General features: G+C 63.3%; 15 protein-coding genes. 8 read left to right on the top strand and 7 right to left on the bottom strand.

What is annotated here, in order from left to right:
- Positions 1–20: 20 nt before the first annotated feature.
- The gene (gene ilvD, locus NKI15_RS28755; protein WP_023692643.1) at positions 21–1,865 is read right to left on the bottom strand and encodes a dihydroxy-acid dehydratase; all 1,845 of its coding nucleotides are present in this window, start codon (positions 1,863–1,865) and stop codon (positions 21–23) included.
- Positions 1,866–2,135: 270 nt separating this feature from the next.
- Between ilvD and NKI15_RS28750 the strand changes: the two genes are divergently transcribed.
- Entirely contained in the window at positions 2,136–2,606 is a 471-nt protein-coding gene (locus tag NKI15_RS28750) for a VOC family protein (RefSeq protein WP_023685112.1), read from the top strand.
- Between the two features lie 177 nt (positions 2,607–2,783).
- On the opposite strand, the gene NKI15_RS28745 is transcribed toward NKI15_RS28750, so the two are convergent.
- Complete coding sequence (locus tag NKI15_RS28745) at positions 2,784–4,376, bottom strand: peptide chain release factor 3 (RefSeq protein WP_023685113.1); 1,593 nt, start codon at positions 4,374–4,376, stop codon at positions 2,784–2,786.
- Positions 4,377–4,514: 138 nt separating this feature from the next.
- Between NKI15_RS28745 and NKI15_RS28740 the strand changes: the two genes are divergently transcribed.
- Positions 4,515–5,588 carry an NAD(P)/FAD-dependent oxidoreductase gene (locus NKI15_RS28740; RefSeq protein ID WP_023746652.1) on the top strand — a complete coding sequence of 358 codons (1,074 nt, stop codon included), beginning with the start codon at positions 4,515–4,517 and terminating at the stop codon, positions 5,586–5,588.
- Here NKI15_RS28740 and NKI15_RS28735 read toward each other — a convergent pair.
- The 3 genes from NKI15_RS28735 to NKI15_RS28725 all read right to left on the bottom strand — a co-directional run bounded on the left by NKI15_RS28735 (position 5,582) and on the right by NKI15_RS28725 (position 8,336).
- Positions 5,582–6,955 carry an amidase gene (locus NKI15_RS28735; RefSeq protein WP_023746651.1) on the bottom strand — a complete coding sequence of 458 codons (1,374 nt, stop codon included), beginning with the start codon at positions 6,953–6,955 and terminating at the stop codon, positions 5,582–5,584. The two genes, NKI15_RS28740 and NKI15_RS28735, sit on opposite strands and share 7 nt — an antisense overlap.
- A 316-nt stretch (positions 6,956–7,271) precedes the next feature.
- Positions 7,272–8,066: a class II glutamine amidotransferase gene (locus NKI15_RS28730; RefSeq protein WP_023746650.1), complete on the bottom strand. Its 795-nt coding sequence runs from the start codon at positions 8,064–8,066 to the stop codon at positions 7,272–7,274.
- A 15-nt stretch (positions 8,067–8,081) separates the two neighbouring features.
- Complete coding sequence (locus tag NKI15_RS28725; RefSeq protein WP_023685117.1) at positions 8,082–8,336, bottom strand: DUF6356 family protein; 255 nt, start codon at positions 8,334–8,336, stop codon at positions 8,082–8,084.
- Positions 8,337–8,450: 114 nt separating this feature from the next.
- On the opposite strand from NKI15_RS28725, the gene NKI15_RS28720 reads away from it, so the two are divergent.
- The 6 genes from NKI15_RS28720 (at position 8,451) to NKI15_RS28695 (ending at position 13,040) form a co-directional block, all read left to right on the top strand.
- Positions 8,451–8,921, top strand: a complete 471-nt coding sequence (locus tag NKI15_RS28720; RefSeq protein WP_023746649.1) for an Lrp/AsnC family transcriptional regulator — start codon at positions 8,451–8,453, stop codon at positions 8,919–8,921.
- 85 nt (positions 8,922–9,006) lie between these two features.
- The gene (gene dut, locus NKI15_RS28715; RefSeq protein ID WP_023698959.1) at positions 9,007–9,492 is read left to right on the top strand and encodes a dUTP diphosphatase; all 486 of its coding nucleotides are present in this window, start codon (positions 9,007–9,009) and stop codon (positions 9,490–9,492) included.
- Positions 9,493–10,152: an HAD family hydrolase gene (locus tag NKI15_RS28710; RefSeq protein ID WP_352515279.1), complete on the top strand. Its 660-nt coding sequence runs from the start codon at positions 9,493–9,495 to the stop codon at positions 10,150–10,152. It begins immediately after the preceding gene.
- 176 nt (positions 10,153–10,328) lie between these two features.
- The gene (locus tag NKI15_RS28705) at positions 10,329–11,147 is read left to right on the top strand and encodes a hypothetical protein (RefSeq protein ID WP_245271196.1); all 819 of its coding nucleotides are present in this window, start codon (positions 10,329–10,331) and stop codon (positions 11,145–11,147) included.
- 78 nt (positions 11,148–11,225) lie between these two features.
- The gene (locus NKI15_RS28700; RefSeq protein WP_023746647.1) at positions 11,226–12,029 is read left to right on the top strand and encodes an isocitrate lyase/PEP mutase family protein; all 804 of its coding nucleotides are present in this window, start codon (positions 11,226–11,228) and stop codon (positions 12,027–12,029) included.
- Between the two features lie 12 nt (positions 12,030–12,041).
- Positions 12,042–13,040, top strand: a complete 999-nt coding sequence (locus tag NKI15_RS28695) for a proline racemase family protein (protein ID WP_023746646.1) — start codon at positions 12,042–12,044, stop codon at positions 13,038–13,040.
- A 5-nt stretch (positions 13,041–13,045) separates the two neighbouring features.
- On the opposite strand, the gene NKI15_RS28690 is transcribed toward NKI15_RS28695, so the two are convergent.
- Together NKI15_RS28690 and NKI15_RS28685 are read right to left on the bottom strand one after the other, a co-directional pair.
- Positions 13,046–13,747, bottom strand: coding sequence for a sulfate transporter family protein (locus NKI15_RS28690; RefSeq protein ID WP_023746645.1), 702 nt, complete (start codon positions 13,745–13,747; stop codon positions 13,046–13,048).
- 197 nt (positions 13,748–13,944) lie between these two features.
- Complete coding sequence (locus NKI15_RS28685; RefSeq protein ID WP_023746644.1) at positions 13,945–14,847, bottom strand: DMT family transporter; 903 nt, start codon at positions 14,845–14,847, stop codon at positions 13,945–13,947.
- Positions 14,848–14,873: the final 26 nt, after the last annotated feature.

Below are 14,873 nucleotides of genomic sequence, written 5' to 3'. Positions count from 1 at the left end.
GGGGGTCGGCGCCGCACCCCTCACTCCGGTACGTGCCGCACCGCGCCCTTGTCGGCGCTGGTGGCGAAGGCGGCGTAAGCGCGCAGCGCGGTCGTCACCTTGCGCTTGCGCTTTTCCTCGGGCTTCCAGGCCATGGCGCCCTTCGCCTCCATGGCCGCGCGGCGCGCGTCGAGTTCAGCGTCGCTGACAGCAAGCCGGATCGTGCGGTTGGGGATGTCGATCTCGATCGTATCGCCTTCCTGCACCAGTCCGATCGTGCCGCCTTCCGCTGCTTCGGGCGAGGCATGGCCGATCGACAGGCCTGATGTGCCGCCGGAGAAGCGGCCGTCGGTGACCAGCGCGCAGGCCTTGCCGAGGCCTTTCGACTTTAGATAGCTCGTGGGGTAGAGCATTTCCTGCATGCCGGGACCGCCGCGCGGTCCTTCATAGCGGATGACGACGACATCGCCGGCCTTGATTTCGTTGGACAGGATCGCCTTCACGGAAGCGTCCTGGCTTTCGAACACGCGGGCCGGGCCGGTGAACTTCAGGATCGACTCGTCAACGCCGGCCGTCTTCACGATGCAGCCGTCGAGCGCCAGATTGCCTTTCAGCACGGCAAGGCCGCCGTCTTTCGAGAACGGCGTCTCGGCTGAGCGGATGACGCCCTTCTCGCGGTCGAGGTCGAGCTCGTCCCAGCGGCGGTCCTGGCTGAAGGCGACCTGTGTCGGCACGCCACCCGGAGCGGCGAGAAAGAAGTCGCGGACGCTCTGGCTCGAGGTGCGGGAGATGTCCCAATGGTCAAGCGCTTCGCCCAGGCTTGCCGTATGCACCGTGGGCAGGTTGCGGTTGAGCAGCCCGGCATTGTCGAGCTGGCCGAGGATCGCCATGATGCCGCCGGCGCGGTGGACGTCTTCCATATGCACGTCGGACTTGGCCGGTGCGACCTTGCACAGCACCGGAACGCGGCGTGACAGCCGGTCGATGTCTTCCATGGTGAAATCGACCTCGCCCTCATGGGCGGCGGCCAGGATATGCAGCACGGTGTTGGTCGAGCCGCCCATGGCGATATCGAGCGTCATGGCGTTCTCGAAGGCGCCTTTGGAGGCGATGCTGCGCGGCAGTGCCGACTCATCATCCTGCTCGTAGTAGCGCTGGGCGAGATCGACGATGAGATGGCCGGCCTCGACGAACAGCCGCTTGCGGTCGGCGTGGGTTGCGAGGGTCGAGCCATTGCCGGGTAGCGACAGGCCGAGCGCCTCGGTCAGGCAATTCATCGAATTGGCGGTGAACATGCCGGAGCACGAGCCGCAGGTCGGGCAGGCCGAGCGTTCGATGACCTTGACGTCCTCGTCGGAGATCTTGTCGTCGGCGGCGGCAACCATGGCGTCGACCAGGTCGAGCGCTTGTGTCTTGCCGGCGAGCACCACCTTGCCGGCTTCCATCGGCCCCCCGGAGACGAAGACGCTTGGGATATTGAGGCGCAAGGAGGCCATCAGCATGCCGGGCGTGATCTTGTCGCAATTGGAGATGCAGACCATGGCATCGGCGCAATGCGCGTTGACCATATATTCGACCGAGTCCGCGATCAGCTCGCGCGACGGCAGCGAATAGAGCATGCCGTCATGGCCCATGGCGATGCCGTCATCGACGGCGATGGTGTTGAATTCCTTGGCGACACCGCCGGCCTTCTCGATCTCGCGCGCCACCAGCTGGCCAAGGTCCTTGAGATGGACATGACCCGGCACGAACTGGGTGAAGGAATTGACCACCGCGATGATCGGCTTGCCGAAATCCGAGTCCTTCATGCCGGTGGCGCGCCACAGGCCGCGGGCGCCGGCCATGTTGCGGCCGTGGGTGGTAGTGCGGGAGCGATAGGCAGGCATGAATGTTCCTTGGCTGGTTGGCTGCGCTCAACGCGGAGCGTGGCGGCGCTTAATTTGGACCGCGGGGTTTATAGACCGGCAAGTATGGTCTGGCCACATTTTTGCAATGCGCCAGAGTCTCGCTGAAATCAGGGTTTCGAAAAAGATTGCCGGCCAGTGTCGGATCGCTAGCCCGGCATCCGTCCTTGGGACGACGGCAAGGGAATGGCACCATTTCTATAAGTCAGCCGCTTCACCTGTAACCGCAACCAAACACCCGAGGAGCATGACATGCAAAAGATCACCACCTGCCTGTGGTTCGATGGCCAGGCCGAAGAGGCGATGAATTTCTACGTTTCCATCTTCAAGAACTCGAAGGTACTGAGCGTGCTGCGTTGGCCCGAAGGCCATACCGATGCCGGCAAGGCGCTGGTAACCACGTTCGAACTCGACGGCGTGCAGTTCCAGGCGCTGAACGGCGGACCGCAATTCAAGTTCAACGAGGCGATGTCACAGTCGATCGACTGCAAGACGCAGGAAGAGGTCGACTATTTCTGGGACAAGCTCATCGAAGGCGGCGGCGAACCGTCGCAATGCAGCTGGCTGAAGGACAAGTTCGGCGTCTCCTGGCAAGTCGTGCCGGAGCAACTGCCGCGCCTGCTTCTGGATCCGGACCGGGCCAAGGCCGGGCGGGTGATGTCGGCGATGATGCAGATGAGCAAGATCGATATTGCCAAGATCGAGGAAGCTGCGAAGGGGTGAGAAGCGGCCGCGTAGCGGACGAAAAGCCAATTGCTTTGCTTTTCGAGCTTCGAACGCCCTGAGCCACGCGAACGGCCGGCGCGCCTTGGAGCCAATTGACCCTTCAAGGTCGGCGCTGCCCCTCATCCGCCCTCGGGCACCTTCTCCGCGTAAGCGGGCAGAAGGAAAAGGGGCGCCTTACGCCGCCTTGTCGCGGACCTGGTAGTCCTTGATGGTGGCGAAGCGGATCGCCCTCCAGCGTTCGGCTTCGTAGTTCAGCGAGAAGGCGTTCTGGGCCAGAAACACCGGGTCGTTGTCGAGATCGCGGGCGATGTCGCCGCGATGCGCCTCAATGAAGCGAAGCGTTTCGGCCTTGTCGTCGGCAGAGATCCAGCGGCAGACCGAGAAGCGCGACATTTCGAATTCGACCGGCAGCGTGTATTCGAAATTCAGCCTTTCCTTCAAGACGTCGAGCTGCAGCGCGCCGACAACGCCGACGATGGCCGGCGAGCCGTCTTCCGGCGAAAACAGCTGCACGACGCCTTCCTCGGCCATCTGGTGCAGCGCTTCCTTGAGTTTTTTCGCCTTCATCGCGTCGCCGAGGCGCACACGGCGCAGGATTTCCGGCGCGAAGTTGGGTACGCCGCGGAACAGTATCTCCTCGCCTTCGGTCAGCGTATCGCCGATACGCAGCGTGCCGTGGTTGGGAATGCCGACGACATCGCCGGCAAACGCTTCGTCGGCGGTGACGCGGGTGCGGGCAAAGAAGAACTGCGGCGCCGACAGGCTCATCGGCTTGCCGGTGCGCACCAGCTTGGCCTTCATGCCGCGCTCGAGCTTGCCCGAACAGACGCGCACGAAGGCGATGCGGTCGCGATGGTTGGGGTCCATATTGGCCTGGATCTTGAACACGAAGGACGTCATCTTCTCCTCCGTCGCCTCGACCTTGCGGGTGTCTGCGTCCTGCGCACGCGGCGGCGGGCCGAAGGCGCCGAGCGCCTCGATCAGGTCGCGCACGCCGTAATTGCGCAGCGCCGAGCCGAAATAGACCGGTGTCAGATGGCCTTCGCGGAAGGCGTCGATGTCGAGCGGGCGGCAAGCTTCGCGCGCGAGCTCCAGCTCCTCGATGAAGGCCTCGCGCTCGTTTTCCGGCAGCAGGCCGGCGACGCGGTTGGAGTCGGGGCCGTTGACCGGCGTGCGGTCTTTCTCGGCATCGCCCCTGCGCACAGCGTTGAGCGCCAGGTGGTAGGTGCCGGCAAAAGTCTTGCCGCGGCCGATCGGCCAGGTGATGGGCGCAGTGTCCAGCGCCAACTTCTGCTCGATCTCGTCGAGAATTTCGAACGGGTCGCGGCTTTCGCGGTCCATCTTGTTGATGAAGGTGATGATCGGGATGTCGCGCAGCCGGCAGACTTCGAACAGTTTCAGCGTGCGCGGCTCGATACCCTTGGCGGCGTCGATGACCATGACGGCGCTATCGACCGCCGACAGGGTGCGGTAGGTGTCGTCGGCAAAATCCTCGTGGCCGGGCGTATCGAGCAGGTTGAAGACATTGTCCTCATATTCGAAGGTCATCACCGAGGTGACGACCGAAATGCCGCGCTCGCGCTCGATCTTCATCCAGTCGGACCGGGTCTGGATGCGATCCTTCTTGGCCTTGACCTCGCCGGCAAGCTGGATGGCGCCGCCGAACAGCAGCAGCTTTTCGGTGAGCGTCGTCTTTCCGGCGTCGGGGTGGGCGATGATCGCGAAAGTGCGGCGGCGCGATACCGCCTGTTCGATGTCTTCAGCCAATTTCTGGAATCCTGTCTGTGGCGCGGGCTTCTAGCAGCGCATTGCTGGCCTGTCGACAGTTTCGGGCCGGCAGGCCGACCACACTTGAGCTTGAATCGTTACGGTGGCATCAGAGGAGCCCATTCTGAGAGGTCCGGTATGAGCAGCGCTAAAGAAGTCATCGTCATTGGCGCCGGCATTATCGGGGCGTCCATCGCCTGGCACCTGACCAAGGCCGGGGCGCGGGTGACTGTGATTTCCGATAGTGGTGCCGGCGGCGTCGCCACGCCAAACTCCTTTGCCTGGATCAACGCCAGCTGGGGCAATCCCGAAATCTATTTCCGGCTGCGCATCCGTGCGATGGCCGAATGGAAGCGGCTGGCAAACGAGCTGCCCGGCCTGCCGCTCGCCTGGTGCGGCGGGCTGTGCTGGGATCTGCAGGCCGACAGGCTCGAAGCCTACGCGGCTGAGCACGCTTGCTGGGGTTACGGCATCGAACGCGTCGACGCCGGGCGGGCAGCGCAAATCGAGCCCAATCTCGTCGAGCCGCCGGAATTCGCTGTCTATGTCGCGGAGGAAGGCGTGGCCGAACCGGTCGCAGCGGCCAAGGCGCTGCTGGCCCACGCAGAACGGCAAGGTGCGCGCGTTCTCTCCAGTTCTGTAACCGCACTTGTCCAGACCGATGGCAGGATTGCCGGTGTCGATACATCGCATGGGCTGATGCCAGCCGAAGAGGTGGTGATCGCAGCCGGTGTCGGGGCGCCCGATATTGCCGCTACCGCCGGCATCAAGCTGCCAATCGAGACGCCGCCCGGTCTGATCGTCCACTCGCAGCCCTACAAGAAGCTCCTCAACGGGCTGGTGCATGCCGAAAAGCTGCATATGCGCCAGACGGCGGAGGGCCGCATCATCGCCGGCTCGGATTTCGCGGGGAGCGATCCCGGTGAGAATCCCGACGCCACGGCGCGCGAGCTGTTTGCAGCAATGAAGGCGGCTTTGCGCGGCGCCGACGAACTGGAATTCGATTTCCACACGGTTGGCTACCGGCCGACGCCGATCGACGGCTTTCCGATCATCGGCCGCGCCGAGGGCACGGAAGGTCTCTATGTCGCCGTCATGCATTCCGGCATAACGCTGGCGCCCGCGGTCGGGCTGTTCGCCACGCGCGAAATTCTCGACGGCGAGCGTGATCCGCTGCTGACGCCTTATGGGTTGGGTCGGTTTGCTCAGTAGCCCGGCGGACGCTTGAAGCCGCCGGTCAGCGCTTCGATCGCCTTGGCGATGCCGAGCAGCCGCGATTCCGACCAGCGCTTGCCGACCAGTTGCAGGCCGATAGGCAGGCCGTCGCGGTCTTGCCCGCAGGGCAGCGAGAGTGCCGGATGGCCGGAATAATTGAAGACCGCGCCATAGGCCGGTAGCATCCAATAGCTTTGCTCCTTGCCGTCGACTTCGATCGGCGTGCCGGGCTCACAATGCGCGAAGGCCGTGGTCATGGCGACCGGGCACAGCAAGGCATCGCAGGTTTCGAAGAACCTGTCCCAGGCCAGGATCGAGCGGTCGCGGCGAGCGAGCGCCTCGAACCAATTGGTGATCGGCGTTGGCTGCTCCGGCGGTTCGGGCTGCGCTGCCTCCAGCATCATGCCGATCAGATCGCCGCCCTGCTCCAGATCGTCATGCAGATCGATCTCAGGCAAGTTCGCTTCTTCCACAATCACCCCTGCTGATTGCAACCGCTTGGCCAGGCTTTCGACCGCGGCAGCGATTTTACCAGCCACCGGAAAGCCGGGGAAGGACGGCGCGACGGCGATGCGCAATGTCTTGAGGTCGAGCCTGGGCATGGCCTCTACGGGCACCGGCGCGAGGTCGGTGTCTGCTCCGTCCGGGCCGGCGATGATTTTGTAGATCAGCGCAAGATCCTCCACGCTGCGCGCCAGCGGGCCGAGGCAGGACATCAGCCGCACGCTGCGCGCCGCGCCGTTCGGATCGGGGAAGGCGCCGGCCAGCGACACGCGGTGCTCGGTCGGTTTCAACCCGTAGACGCCGCAAAAAGCCGACGGCAGGCGGATCGAATCCTGCATGTCGGTTCCGACATCGAACGGCGTCATCCCGGTCGCCACTGCTGCCGCGGCGCCACCGCTGGAGCCGCCTGAAGTGCGCGATAGGTTCCAAGGATTGCTGGTGCGACCGAACAGCGGATTGTCTGACTGCCAGTCGCCCAGCATGGTCGCGACATTGGTCTTTCCAATCAGGATGCCGCCTGCGGCTTTCAATCGGGCGACGACCGGACTGTCTGCCTTTGCCACATAGTCGGCGAATGGTGCGAAACCAACCGTGGTCTTCATATCAGCGGTTTGGTGCATGTCCTTCAACGTGAAAGGCACGCCATGCAGCGGTCCGAGCGCATCGCCGCGCGCCTGCACCGCGTCGGCTTGTTTCGCGCGCTCGCGGGCGCCTTCCCCATCGAGATTGACGACCGCGTTGATTGCCCCGTTGTGTCGGTCGATTTGGACCAGATGGGCGTCCAGAGCTTCGACGGCGGAGATCTTTCGCGCCGCGATTGCGGCGGCGAGATCGATGGTCGAGGAAAAGGCGAGGTCCATGATTGCTCCGGCTGCTGCCAAACGTATCGCGGTTTAAAACCAAGTTCAGCATTCGGAGATCATCGGCGCTTGATCAAAATTGCGCTTGCCGGTCGGGTTGAGGTTGGCGCTCTACGGCGCCCCCCCCTCTGTCCTGCCGGACATCTCCCCCACTTTGGGCCCACTTTGGGGGGAGATTGGCAGCTTTGGCTTTCGGCGCACCTTTTCCTGCGTTGAAAATTGGCGAAGGCCGCCGTGACCTCCAATCTCCCCCCTCGTGGGGGAGATGTCCGGCAGGACAGAGGGGGGCGCGAAGGAATGCGGCCTAGACTAGGGCCTAGACGACCAGTGCCAGCCTTGCCACAACCGGCACGAACGGCCGAATGCTCATCCCATCACCCGTAATGGTCACAAAACTCGCGGGCGGGATGGCCTGCCATTCCCCGCCCTCGCGATCGAAAGGCTCCGACACGATGCAACGGCCGGCATTGCGCACCGACGTGTACAGCGTCGGCGCGTGATCGTCGCTGGCATAGCGCACGGCATACAGCGCCTTTCCATCCGAAAAGGCCGCAGTCAGTTTCAAGGCTGGCTCCGGACCGGCGCGGCGCGATGCCTCGATGACGCGGGCGGTGGCGCGCGATACTGCCCCTTGCGGGTCGCCAGCAAGACCCTCGTCGATCATCAGCAGGAAAAACAATTCGGAATCGGTGGTGCCCTCGCGCTGGTCGAAGACGGCGTCGCAGAGCGAGTTCTCCAGCGCGCGGCGGATCTTTTCGAAGCCGCCGATCTGGCCGTTGTGCATGAACGACCAGCTGCCGGAGATGAAGGGATGGCAGTTCATGCGGCTGGTGGCGCCGCCGGTCGACGCTCTGACATGGGCGAGGAACAGGCCGGATTTGATCTGCCGGCACAGGCTTTTCAGATTGGGATCCGACCAGGCCGGCAGGATGTCGCGGTAGAGGCCGGGCTCGGGCCGGTCGCCATACCAGGCAAGGCCGAAACCGTCGCCATTGGTCGGCGACTTGGCTTCCTGGGCGCAATGGCTCTGGGCGATGAGCGAGTGGCAAGGCGCGGTGACGACGTCCTCGAGGAAGACCGCGTCACCCAGATAGGCCGCCCATCGGCACATCGCTTCTAACCAATCCTAGGCGCGATCCAAGAGAGCCTGGGGCTCCTTGACCGCGTGCGAGCCTCTGTTGTGCGTCCGTTCATAGAGTTCGCGAACGATTCGGCTTGCCGTAGTTTCGAAGAGAAACGGCAAGAAAGCGTGAACGAGTGCCGCACCAGCGGCCATCAGCAGGCGCGAGCAGAACCAGGCGGCAAAGGCCATATGGCTGAAATAGGTCTCGCCCACCTTGGCCGGGTGAGAGGTGAACAGCTTCGAAAACAGCGTCGTCATGGTGATCCCTCCTGCCGGGATAAGCCCCGATGTGGGTATCCTGCCACGGGGTAAAGGTTCATCGGTCTCAATTTGTCCTTGTCTAACGCCGTCGTTCGGGACATTCATCCCAACATGGCGCTTGAATTCGATGAAATCGACCGAAGATTGCTGGCCGAGCTGCAACGCGACGGCACACTGTCGGTCGATCAGCTCTCCGAAAAAGTGTCGCTGTCGCGCAACGCCTGCTGGCGCCGGGTCAAGCGGCTGGAAGAGGACGGCGTCATCACCGGACGGGTGGCGCTGGTCGATGCCGACAAGCTCGGGCTCGGACTTTCGGTGTTCATCCTGATCCGCACCTCCAATCATGACCCGAACTGGCTGCAGAAGTTCCGTGCGGCGGTGACCGGTTTTCCCGAGATCACCGGGGTCTATCGCATGTCCGGCGATCTCGACTACGTGCTGCGCGCCCGCGTTGCTGACATGAAGGCCTATGACCGGCTCTATCAGCGGCTGATCGCCAAGGTGGCGCTGTCGGACGTTTCGGCCTCCTTCGTCATGGAGGAGATCAAGGAGACGACCGTCGTTCCGGTGGAATTGCGCTAGGTCACACTGACGCCTGAAAGAAAGCCGTTGATAGGCCTGCGGACGAGTTGACCGAATCGCCGTTCGCGCCGATAGGATCGATTTTATGCGCGCAGCCTTCCAAAATTCCTCCGTCATTGGTCCCACTGTCGGCTTCGTCAGGTTGCCGCATGGAGATGGACTTCCTCTTCCCGCCTATGAAAGCACCGGCGCCGCCGGCATGGATCTGCGCGCCGCGGTGCCGGAAGACCGGCCGCTGCTGATCCTGCCTGGCAAGCGCGCCTTGGTGCCGACCGGTCTGATCCTGGAAATTCCCGAAGGAATGGAAGGCCAGGTGCGGCCGCGCTCCGGCCTTGCCTTCAAGCATGGGCTGACCGTCCTCAATTCACCAGGCACGGTCGACAGCGACTATCGCGGCGAGGTTAAGGTGCTGCTGGTCAACCTCGGCGACGAGGATTTCGCGGTGACGCGCGGCATGCGCATTGCCCAGATCGTCTTTGCCGCGGTGACGCAGGTGACGGTTGAGGAGCGCTCGCTGGCCGGCGCCACGACGCGCGGCGCGGGCGGGTTCGGATCGACCGGCACCGCCTGAATGAGCATACCGAAACTGGTCATCTTCGACTGCGACGGTATCCTGGTCGACACCGAGAACCTTGCCAACCGGCGGCTTGCCGAGTGGTTTGTTGCCGCCGGTTATCCCACCACATTCGAATATTGCCGCAAATATTTTTCCGGCCGCAGCATGGCTGCGGTGCAGAAGGAAATCGAAGAGACGACCACGGTGCGGCTCGGCGCCGATTTCGTCGATCGCTGGAATGCCGGCCTGCCCGATCTGTTTGCGCATGGCGTCGAGGCGATCCCCTATGTGCGCGACTTCATCGAGGCGGTTCGCGCGGCCGGCATTCCCTATTGCGTCGCCACTTCTGCGCGTATCTCGAAGATGCACATCACGCTCGGCCAGACCGGGCTGCTGCCGCTGTTCGAGCATGCCATGTTCTCTTCGACCATGGTCAGCCGCGGCAAGCCGTTCCCGGACCTGTTCCTGCATGCGGCAAAGACCATGGGTTTTGCGCCGGCCGACTGCATCGTCATCGAGGACAGCGTTGCCGGCACGCAGGCCGGCATTGCCGCGGGCATGCGTGTCTATTCCTATCATGGCGATCCCTATTCCGACCGCGATGGCCTGGCCAGCGCCGGCGGCGTCCTGTTTGACGACATGCGCGAACTTGCCGGGCTGGTGCCGATCCACTGAAGCTGTGTTAGGTTCCGCGCGGCCAGCCTGAGGCGCCCATGCCAACGAACCTGCTTCGCTCCATCCTAAAGCGTTTCACCGTTTCATGGAAACGGCGAACCGCTCTATCTTTTTGTTTTGTTGCAATTTCCGGCCGGAAAACCGCACACACTTTTCCTGAAATTGCTCTAGCGCTTGTGCTGCTGCCGTGGCTTTGGACCGCAGCCGGCGCGCAAGCCGTCAGCTTCCCGGAATTCGGCAGCGCCATCCCCGGCCACATGGATGTGACCTATCTGGACCTCGCAAGGATGGTCATTCCCGGCCTCGCAGGTGACAGCAACGGTTTCTACCGGGGTGGATTGCCGATCGGGATGCGCCACATCGAGGGACCGGATGGCGGCGGTTCGCCGCCTGAGACATCGGGCCTCTCCAACGCCGGCGTGCTCGCCATCAAGGCCGGGGGCAAGGACCGGCTGGCGATGCTCTACGACCTCGGCGACTCTCCCGACAGCGCCGAAGGCTATGCCGTGCTGGCGCTCTACGACATCACAGACAAGCCGAAGCTGCTCGACGCCGTCAATGTCGCGCTCGACCGCGGCACCTATTTCCGTGAACCGGGCAAGCTTTCCGTTGGGCCGAACGACGACATCGTGATCACCATGAGCGCGCATTTCAATTCAAGCCAAAACTACGCGATCACGCCGCTGATCATGGTGCGCGACGACAAATTCCAACTGATCGACATGATCTTCACCTTCGATGAGAACCTGTGCGCCTACAGCCGCAAGCAGGATGTTGCTTTCCAGACGATCGCTGACGGACAGCCTTATGCCGCGGTCAAAGTGACGGTGACCGACGCCACGGTGCTCAACGGCGAGAGCTGCGACGACCAGCCCCCCAAGCCTGAAGCCCACGCAATTTCCGTTACCTATCATTGGGACAAAAAGACGTTGCACTACGTCAAGGATTCCGACGCGCTGGACAAACTGGCAGGAGAGAACGCCAAACGCTTCTGAGCCAACCGCATTCGTTTGCCCGGTGCATTTCTGCACGATAGAAATCTGCCGACATTTCCGCATCTGAAGGGAGCACTCATGGACAAGGGCAAGATCTTTCGCGACCTGCACGCCTCGACCTTCGTCATGCCCAATCCCTGGGATGTCGGCACGACCAAGCTCCTGGCCTCCTTCGGCTTCAAGGCGCTGGCGACCACCAGCGCCGGTTTTGCCTTCTCGCGCGGCCTGCCCGACGGCGCAGTAACGTTCGAAGCGATGATCCACCATTGCCGCGAGCTGACGGCGGCGACCAGCCTGCCGGTGTCGGCCGATCTCGAGAAAGGCAAGGGCAACAGCGCGACGAGTGCCGCCGAGACGGTTTTTGCGGCCGAAGCGGCAGGTCTCGCCGGCTGCTCGATCGAGGACCATACCGGCGATCCCGACAAGCCGATCTATGAGTTTTCACACGCCGTCGAGCGCGTTGCAGCTGCTGCTGAAGCCGCACGGGCGCTCAAGCATGATTTCGTCTTCACCGCGCGGGCCGAGAATTTCCTTTGGGGCAAACCGGATCTCGACGACACGATCAAGCGGCTGCAGGCCTTCGAAAAGGCCGGCGCCGATGTGCTCTATGCGCCCGGCCTCAAAGATGTCGAGACCATCCGGAACATCTGCTCGGCGGTGAGCAGGCCAGTCAACGTCATGGCACTGCCGGCCTTCACCATCGCCGACCTTGCCATGGCCGGGGTCAAGCGCATCTCGCTCGGTCCGTGGCTGACCAATTTCGCCTTCGGCATGCTGGAAACCGCGGCGCGCGAGATCCAGCAGGACGGCACGTTCGGCTTCACCCGCGCCGCCATGCCGTTCGGCAAATTGCAGGCGCTGTTTTCCAAATCCTCAGGCTAAGGGGCCCGGCGCATGACGCTCACCGTCGTCGACATGCACACCGGCGGCGAGCCGCTCAGGATCGTCACCGGCGGCTATCCAGACATTCCCAAAGGCACGATCCTGGAAAAGCGCGCCTATGTGCGCGACCACCTCGACCATTTGCGCAAGCTGCTGATCTTCGAGCCGCGTGGTCACTACGACATGTATGGCGCGCTGCTGGTGGAGCCCGACCTGCCCGGCGCCGAGCTGGCCGTGCTGTTTATGCACAACGAGGGCTATTCGACGATGTGCGGCCACGCCATCATTGCGCTAGGCCGCTACGCGGTCGACGAAGGCCTGGTGCCCAAACAGGAGCCAATCACCACGGTCAACATCGAGGCTCCGTGCGGCTTGGTCGTCGCTTCGGTGGAGGTCAAGGACGGCAAAGCGGGATCGGTGTCGTTCGAAAGCGTGCCGGCCTTTCTGTTTGCCCATGACCAAAAAATCGAATTGGGGGGATACGGCAAGATTGCGTTCGACATCGCCTATGGCGGCGCCTTCTACGCGCTGGCTGACTGCCATCAATTCGGCCTGGAGTTCGGCCGCAGCCGGGTGCGCGATTTCGTCGACGCGGCAACCGCGCTGACCGAGCGGCTGAAGGCGGCGTTCCCTCTATCGCATCCTGACCATGCCGATCTCGCTTTCCTCTACGGCACCATCCTCACCGATGGACACGATGCATTCTCCAGCGAGGCAACAAAAAACATCTGCGTCTTTGCCGATGCCGAGGTCGACCGCTCGCCGACCGGCTCCGGCGTCACCGCGCGGCTGGCGGCAATGCATGCCAAGGGTGAGATCAACCCTGGTCAGGAGCGGTCCTTCGAAAGCATCGCCGGCTCGCGCTTTTCCGGAGCGGTGGCGCGCACGACCATGGCCGGCCCGCATGATGCGATCATCGCCCGCGTCGGCGGCCGCGCCTACTATTCGGGCCGGGCGGAATTCACCGTCGAGCCGGATGACGAATTGGGACGCGGTTTTCTTCTGCGTTGATAGGCCTATCGCCCGGCGCTCTCCCGCGCGCCGACCGCCTTGTGCAGATGCACCATCATGGCGGCGGCAAAGAGCGGCGTCAGCAGGTTGAGCAGGGGCACGGCGAGGAAGGCAGCGATGAGCAGCCCGGCCAGAAAGACGGTGCCGGCATATTTCCGGCGCAACGCCCTCGCCTCATCTTCCGGGCGGAAGCGCATGGCGGCGAATTCGAAGAATTCACGTCCGAGCAGATAGCCGTTGACGATGAAGAAGGCGGCGATGTTGACGCCTGGAACCAACAGAAGGAGCAAGGCGACGATGTTGCCCAGGATGACGACGCCGAAGAATTTCACCGACAACACGAGCGAGCGCAGCGCCGGCATGGCGCGTCCGACGGGATCGGCCGGATAGTCGGTGCGCTCGACCACTTCGGCGATGTCGTCGAGAAACAGGCCGGCCACGATTGCCGTCACCGGCGCGATCAGCAGCGCCATCCCGAAGGCAAGCGCGATGGCAGCGATGATGCCGCTCAGCCATCCGGCCCAGGACGGCAGGCCGGGCAGCAAGGAGTGAACCCATGGCAGCGCCAGCCAATCGACAAGCCCGGTCAAGACGAACCACAACGCGACCAGCGCCAGCACGGTCAAGCCCAGCGTCTTCAGGAAAACCGCGCGGAATTCGGGAGAAAACAGCCGGCTGAAGGCGGCGCGGGCAGCGTTGAAGATCACGGCGTTTCACCCCCAGGAACGAACGGATATCTCCGACATAGGCTGAGACCCTGTCAGCCGCAAGCCTGCTGGAGCGGGCGCAATTCCGGACGGGAACTAGAGCATGATCCCAAAAAGTGGGTACCGGTTTTTGGAAAAGATCATGCTCCAACAAAGGGTTAGATCATGATGAGATTTCAACCAAATCTCATCACGATCTAGCGCGCCAGCGCCCGGGAGCGGGCTGGGATGGTCATTGCCGCAACGCCGGCGACGACGCAGCCCATGCCCCAGAAAGCTGTCGGCCCAAGGCTCTCGCCGAGGAACACGACGCCGATGCCGACGCCGATCGGCACGCGCAGATAGGCCTGCGACGTCGTGCCGACCGAACCAAGCGTGTGGATGAGGCGGAAAAAGATGCAGAAGGCCAGCGCCGTGGAGAACACCGACAATGCCAACAAGGCCAGTATCGACGCCATTGAAGGCGACAGGGTCCACGGGCGGTCGAAGGCCAGGCTCAAGGGGACGAGGATGACCGCGCCGCACAGCATCGAGCCGGCGGCCGGCAGCATCGGGTCGAGTCCCCTAAAGCCGCGGCCGAAAATGGCGGCGCCGGCATAGCAGACCGTGGCGGCAATGACGGCAAGCTGCGCCCACAATTGATGGCCGAGCCCGCCAAGCGCCTGGGTGCCGACGATCAGGCAAATACCGGCGATGCCTGCACCGACACCGAACAGCTTGCGTGCGGTTACGGTTTCGTGGCGCGTGATGAGCGCGGTCAGCAGGAAGGTGAAGATCGGCGAGGTCGCGTTGAGAATGGTGGCCAGACCGGCGTCGATGGAGCGCTCGGCGGCGGCGATCAGCGTGAACGGCACGACGCTGTTGAGGCAGGCCTGGACCATGAACCGCCACAAGGTCGCGCTGTCCTTGGGCATGGCGAGGCCGCGCCAGCGGATCAGCGCGAGCAGGATGGCGCCGGCAATCAAGGTGCGGGCAGCGATGAAGGATATCGGCGGGATCGTCTCGACACCGATCTTGATGAAGGTATAGGACGCGCCCCACAGGGCGGCCAGCACGCCAAGCAGCGCCAGTTCGGTGGTCATGTCGGTCTTTGCTTGCATGCGGGTGCTTCCAGCGCTTGATTTGA

This window comes from Mesorhizobium sp. M0862 (genome assembly GCF_040319795.1).
In the GTDB taxonomy this organism is placed as follows: Bacteria; Pseudomonadota; Alphaproteobacteria; order Rhizobiales; family Rhizobiaceae; genus Mesorhizobium.
This window is presented reverse-complemented; position numbering and strand designations above follow the sequence as displayed.

Coding starts and splice junctions, on each gene's coding strand:
- NKI15_RS28720 (WP_023746649.1), top strand. CDS start 8,451: ATGGCGCTTGAATTCGATGAAATCGACCGAAGATTGCTGGCCGAGCTG.
- NKI15_RS28725 (WP_023685117.1), bottom strand. CDS start 8,336: ATGACGACGCTGTTTTCGAAGCTGTTCACCTCTCACCCGGCCAAGGTG.
- NKI15_RS28685 (WP_023746644.1), bottom strand. CDS start 14,847: ATGCAAGCAAAGACCGACATGACCACCGAACTGGCGCTGCTTGGCGTG.
- ilvD (WP_023692643.1), bottom strand. CDS start 1,865: ATGCCTGCCTATCGCTCCCGCACTACCACCCACGGCCGCAACATGGCC.
- NKI15_RS28740 (WP_023746652.1), top strand. CDS start 4,515: ATGAGCAGCGCTAAAGAAGTCATCGTCATTGGCGCCGGCATTATCGGG.
- NKI15_RS28750 (WP_023685112.1), top strand. CDS start 2,136: ATGCAAAAGATCACCACCTGCCTGTGGTTCGATGGCCAGGCCGAAGAG.
- NKI15_RS28735 (WP_023746651.1), bottom strand. CDS start 6,955: ATGGACCTCGCCTTTTCCTCGACCATCGATCTCGCCGCCGCAATCGCG.
- NKI15_RS28700 (WP_023746647.1), top strand. CDS start 11,226: ATGGACAAGGGCAAGATCTTTCGCGACCTGCACGCCTCGACCTTCGTC.
- NKI15_RS28695 (WP_023746646.1), top strand. CDS start 12,042: ATGACGCTCACCGTCGTCGACATGCACACCGGCGGCGAGCCGCTCAGG.
- dut (WP_023698959.1), top strand. CDS start 9,007: ATGCGCGCAGCCTTCCAAAATTCCTCCGTCATTGGTCCCACTGTCGGC.
- NKI15_RS28710 (WP_352515279.1), top strand. CDS start 9,493: ATGAGCATACCGAAACTGGTCATCTTCGACTGCGACGGTATCCTGGTC.
- NKI15_RS28730 (WP_023746650.1), bottom strand. CDS start 8,066: ATGTGCCGATGGGCGGCCTATCTGGGTGACGCGGTCTTCCTCGAGGAC.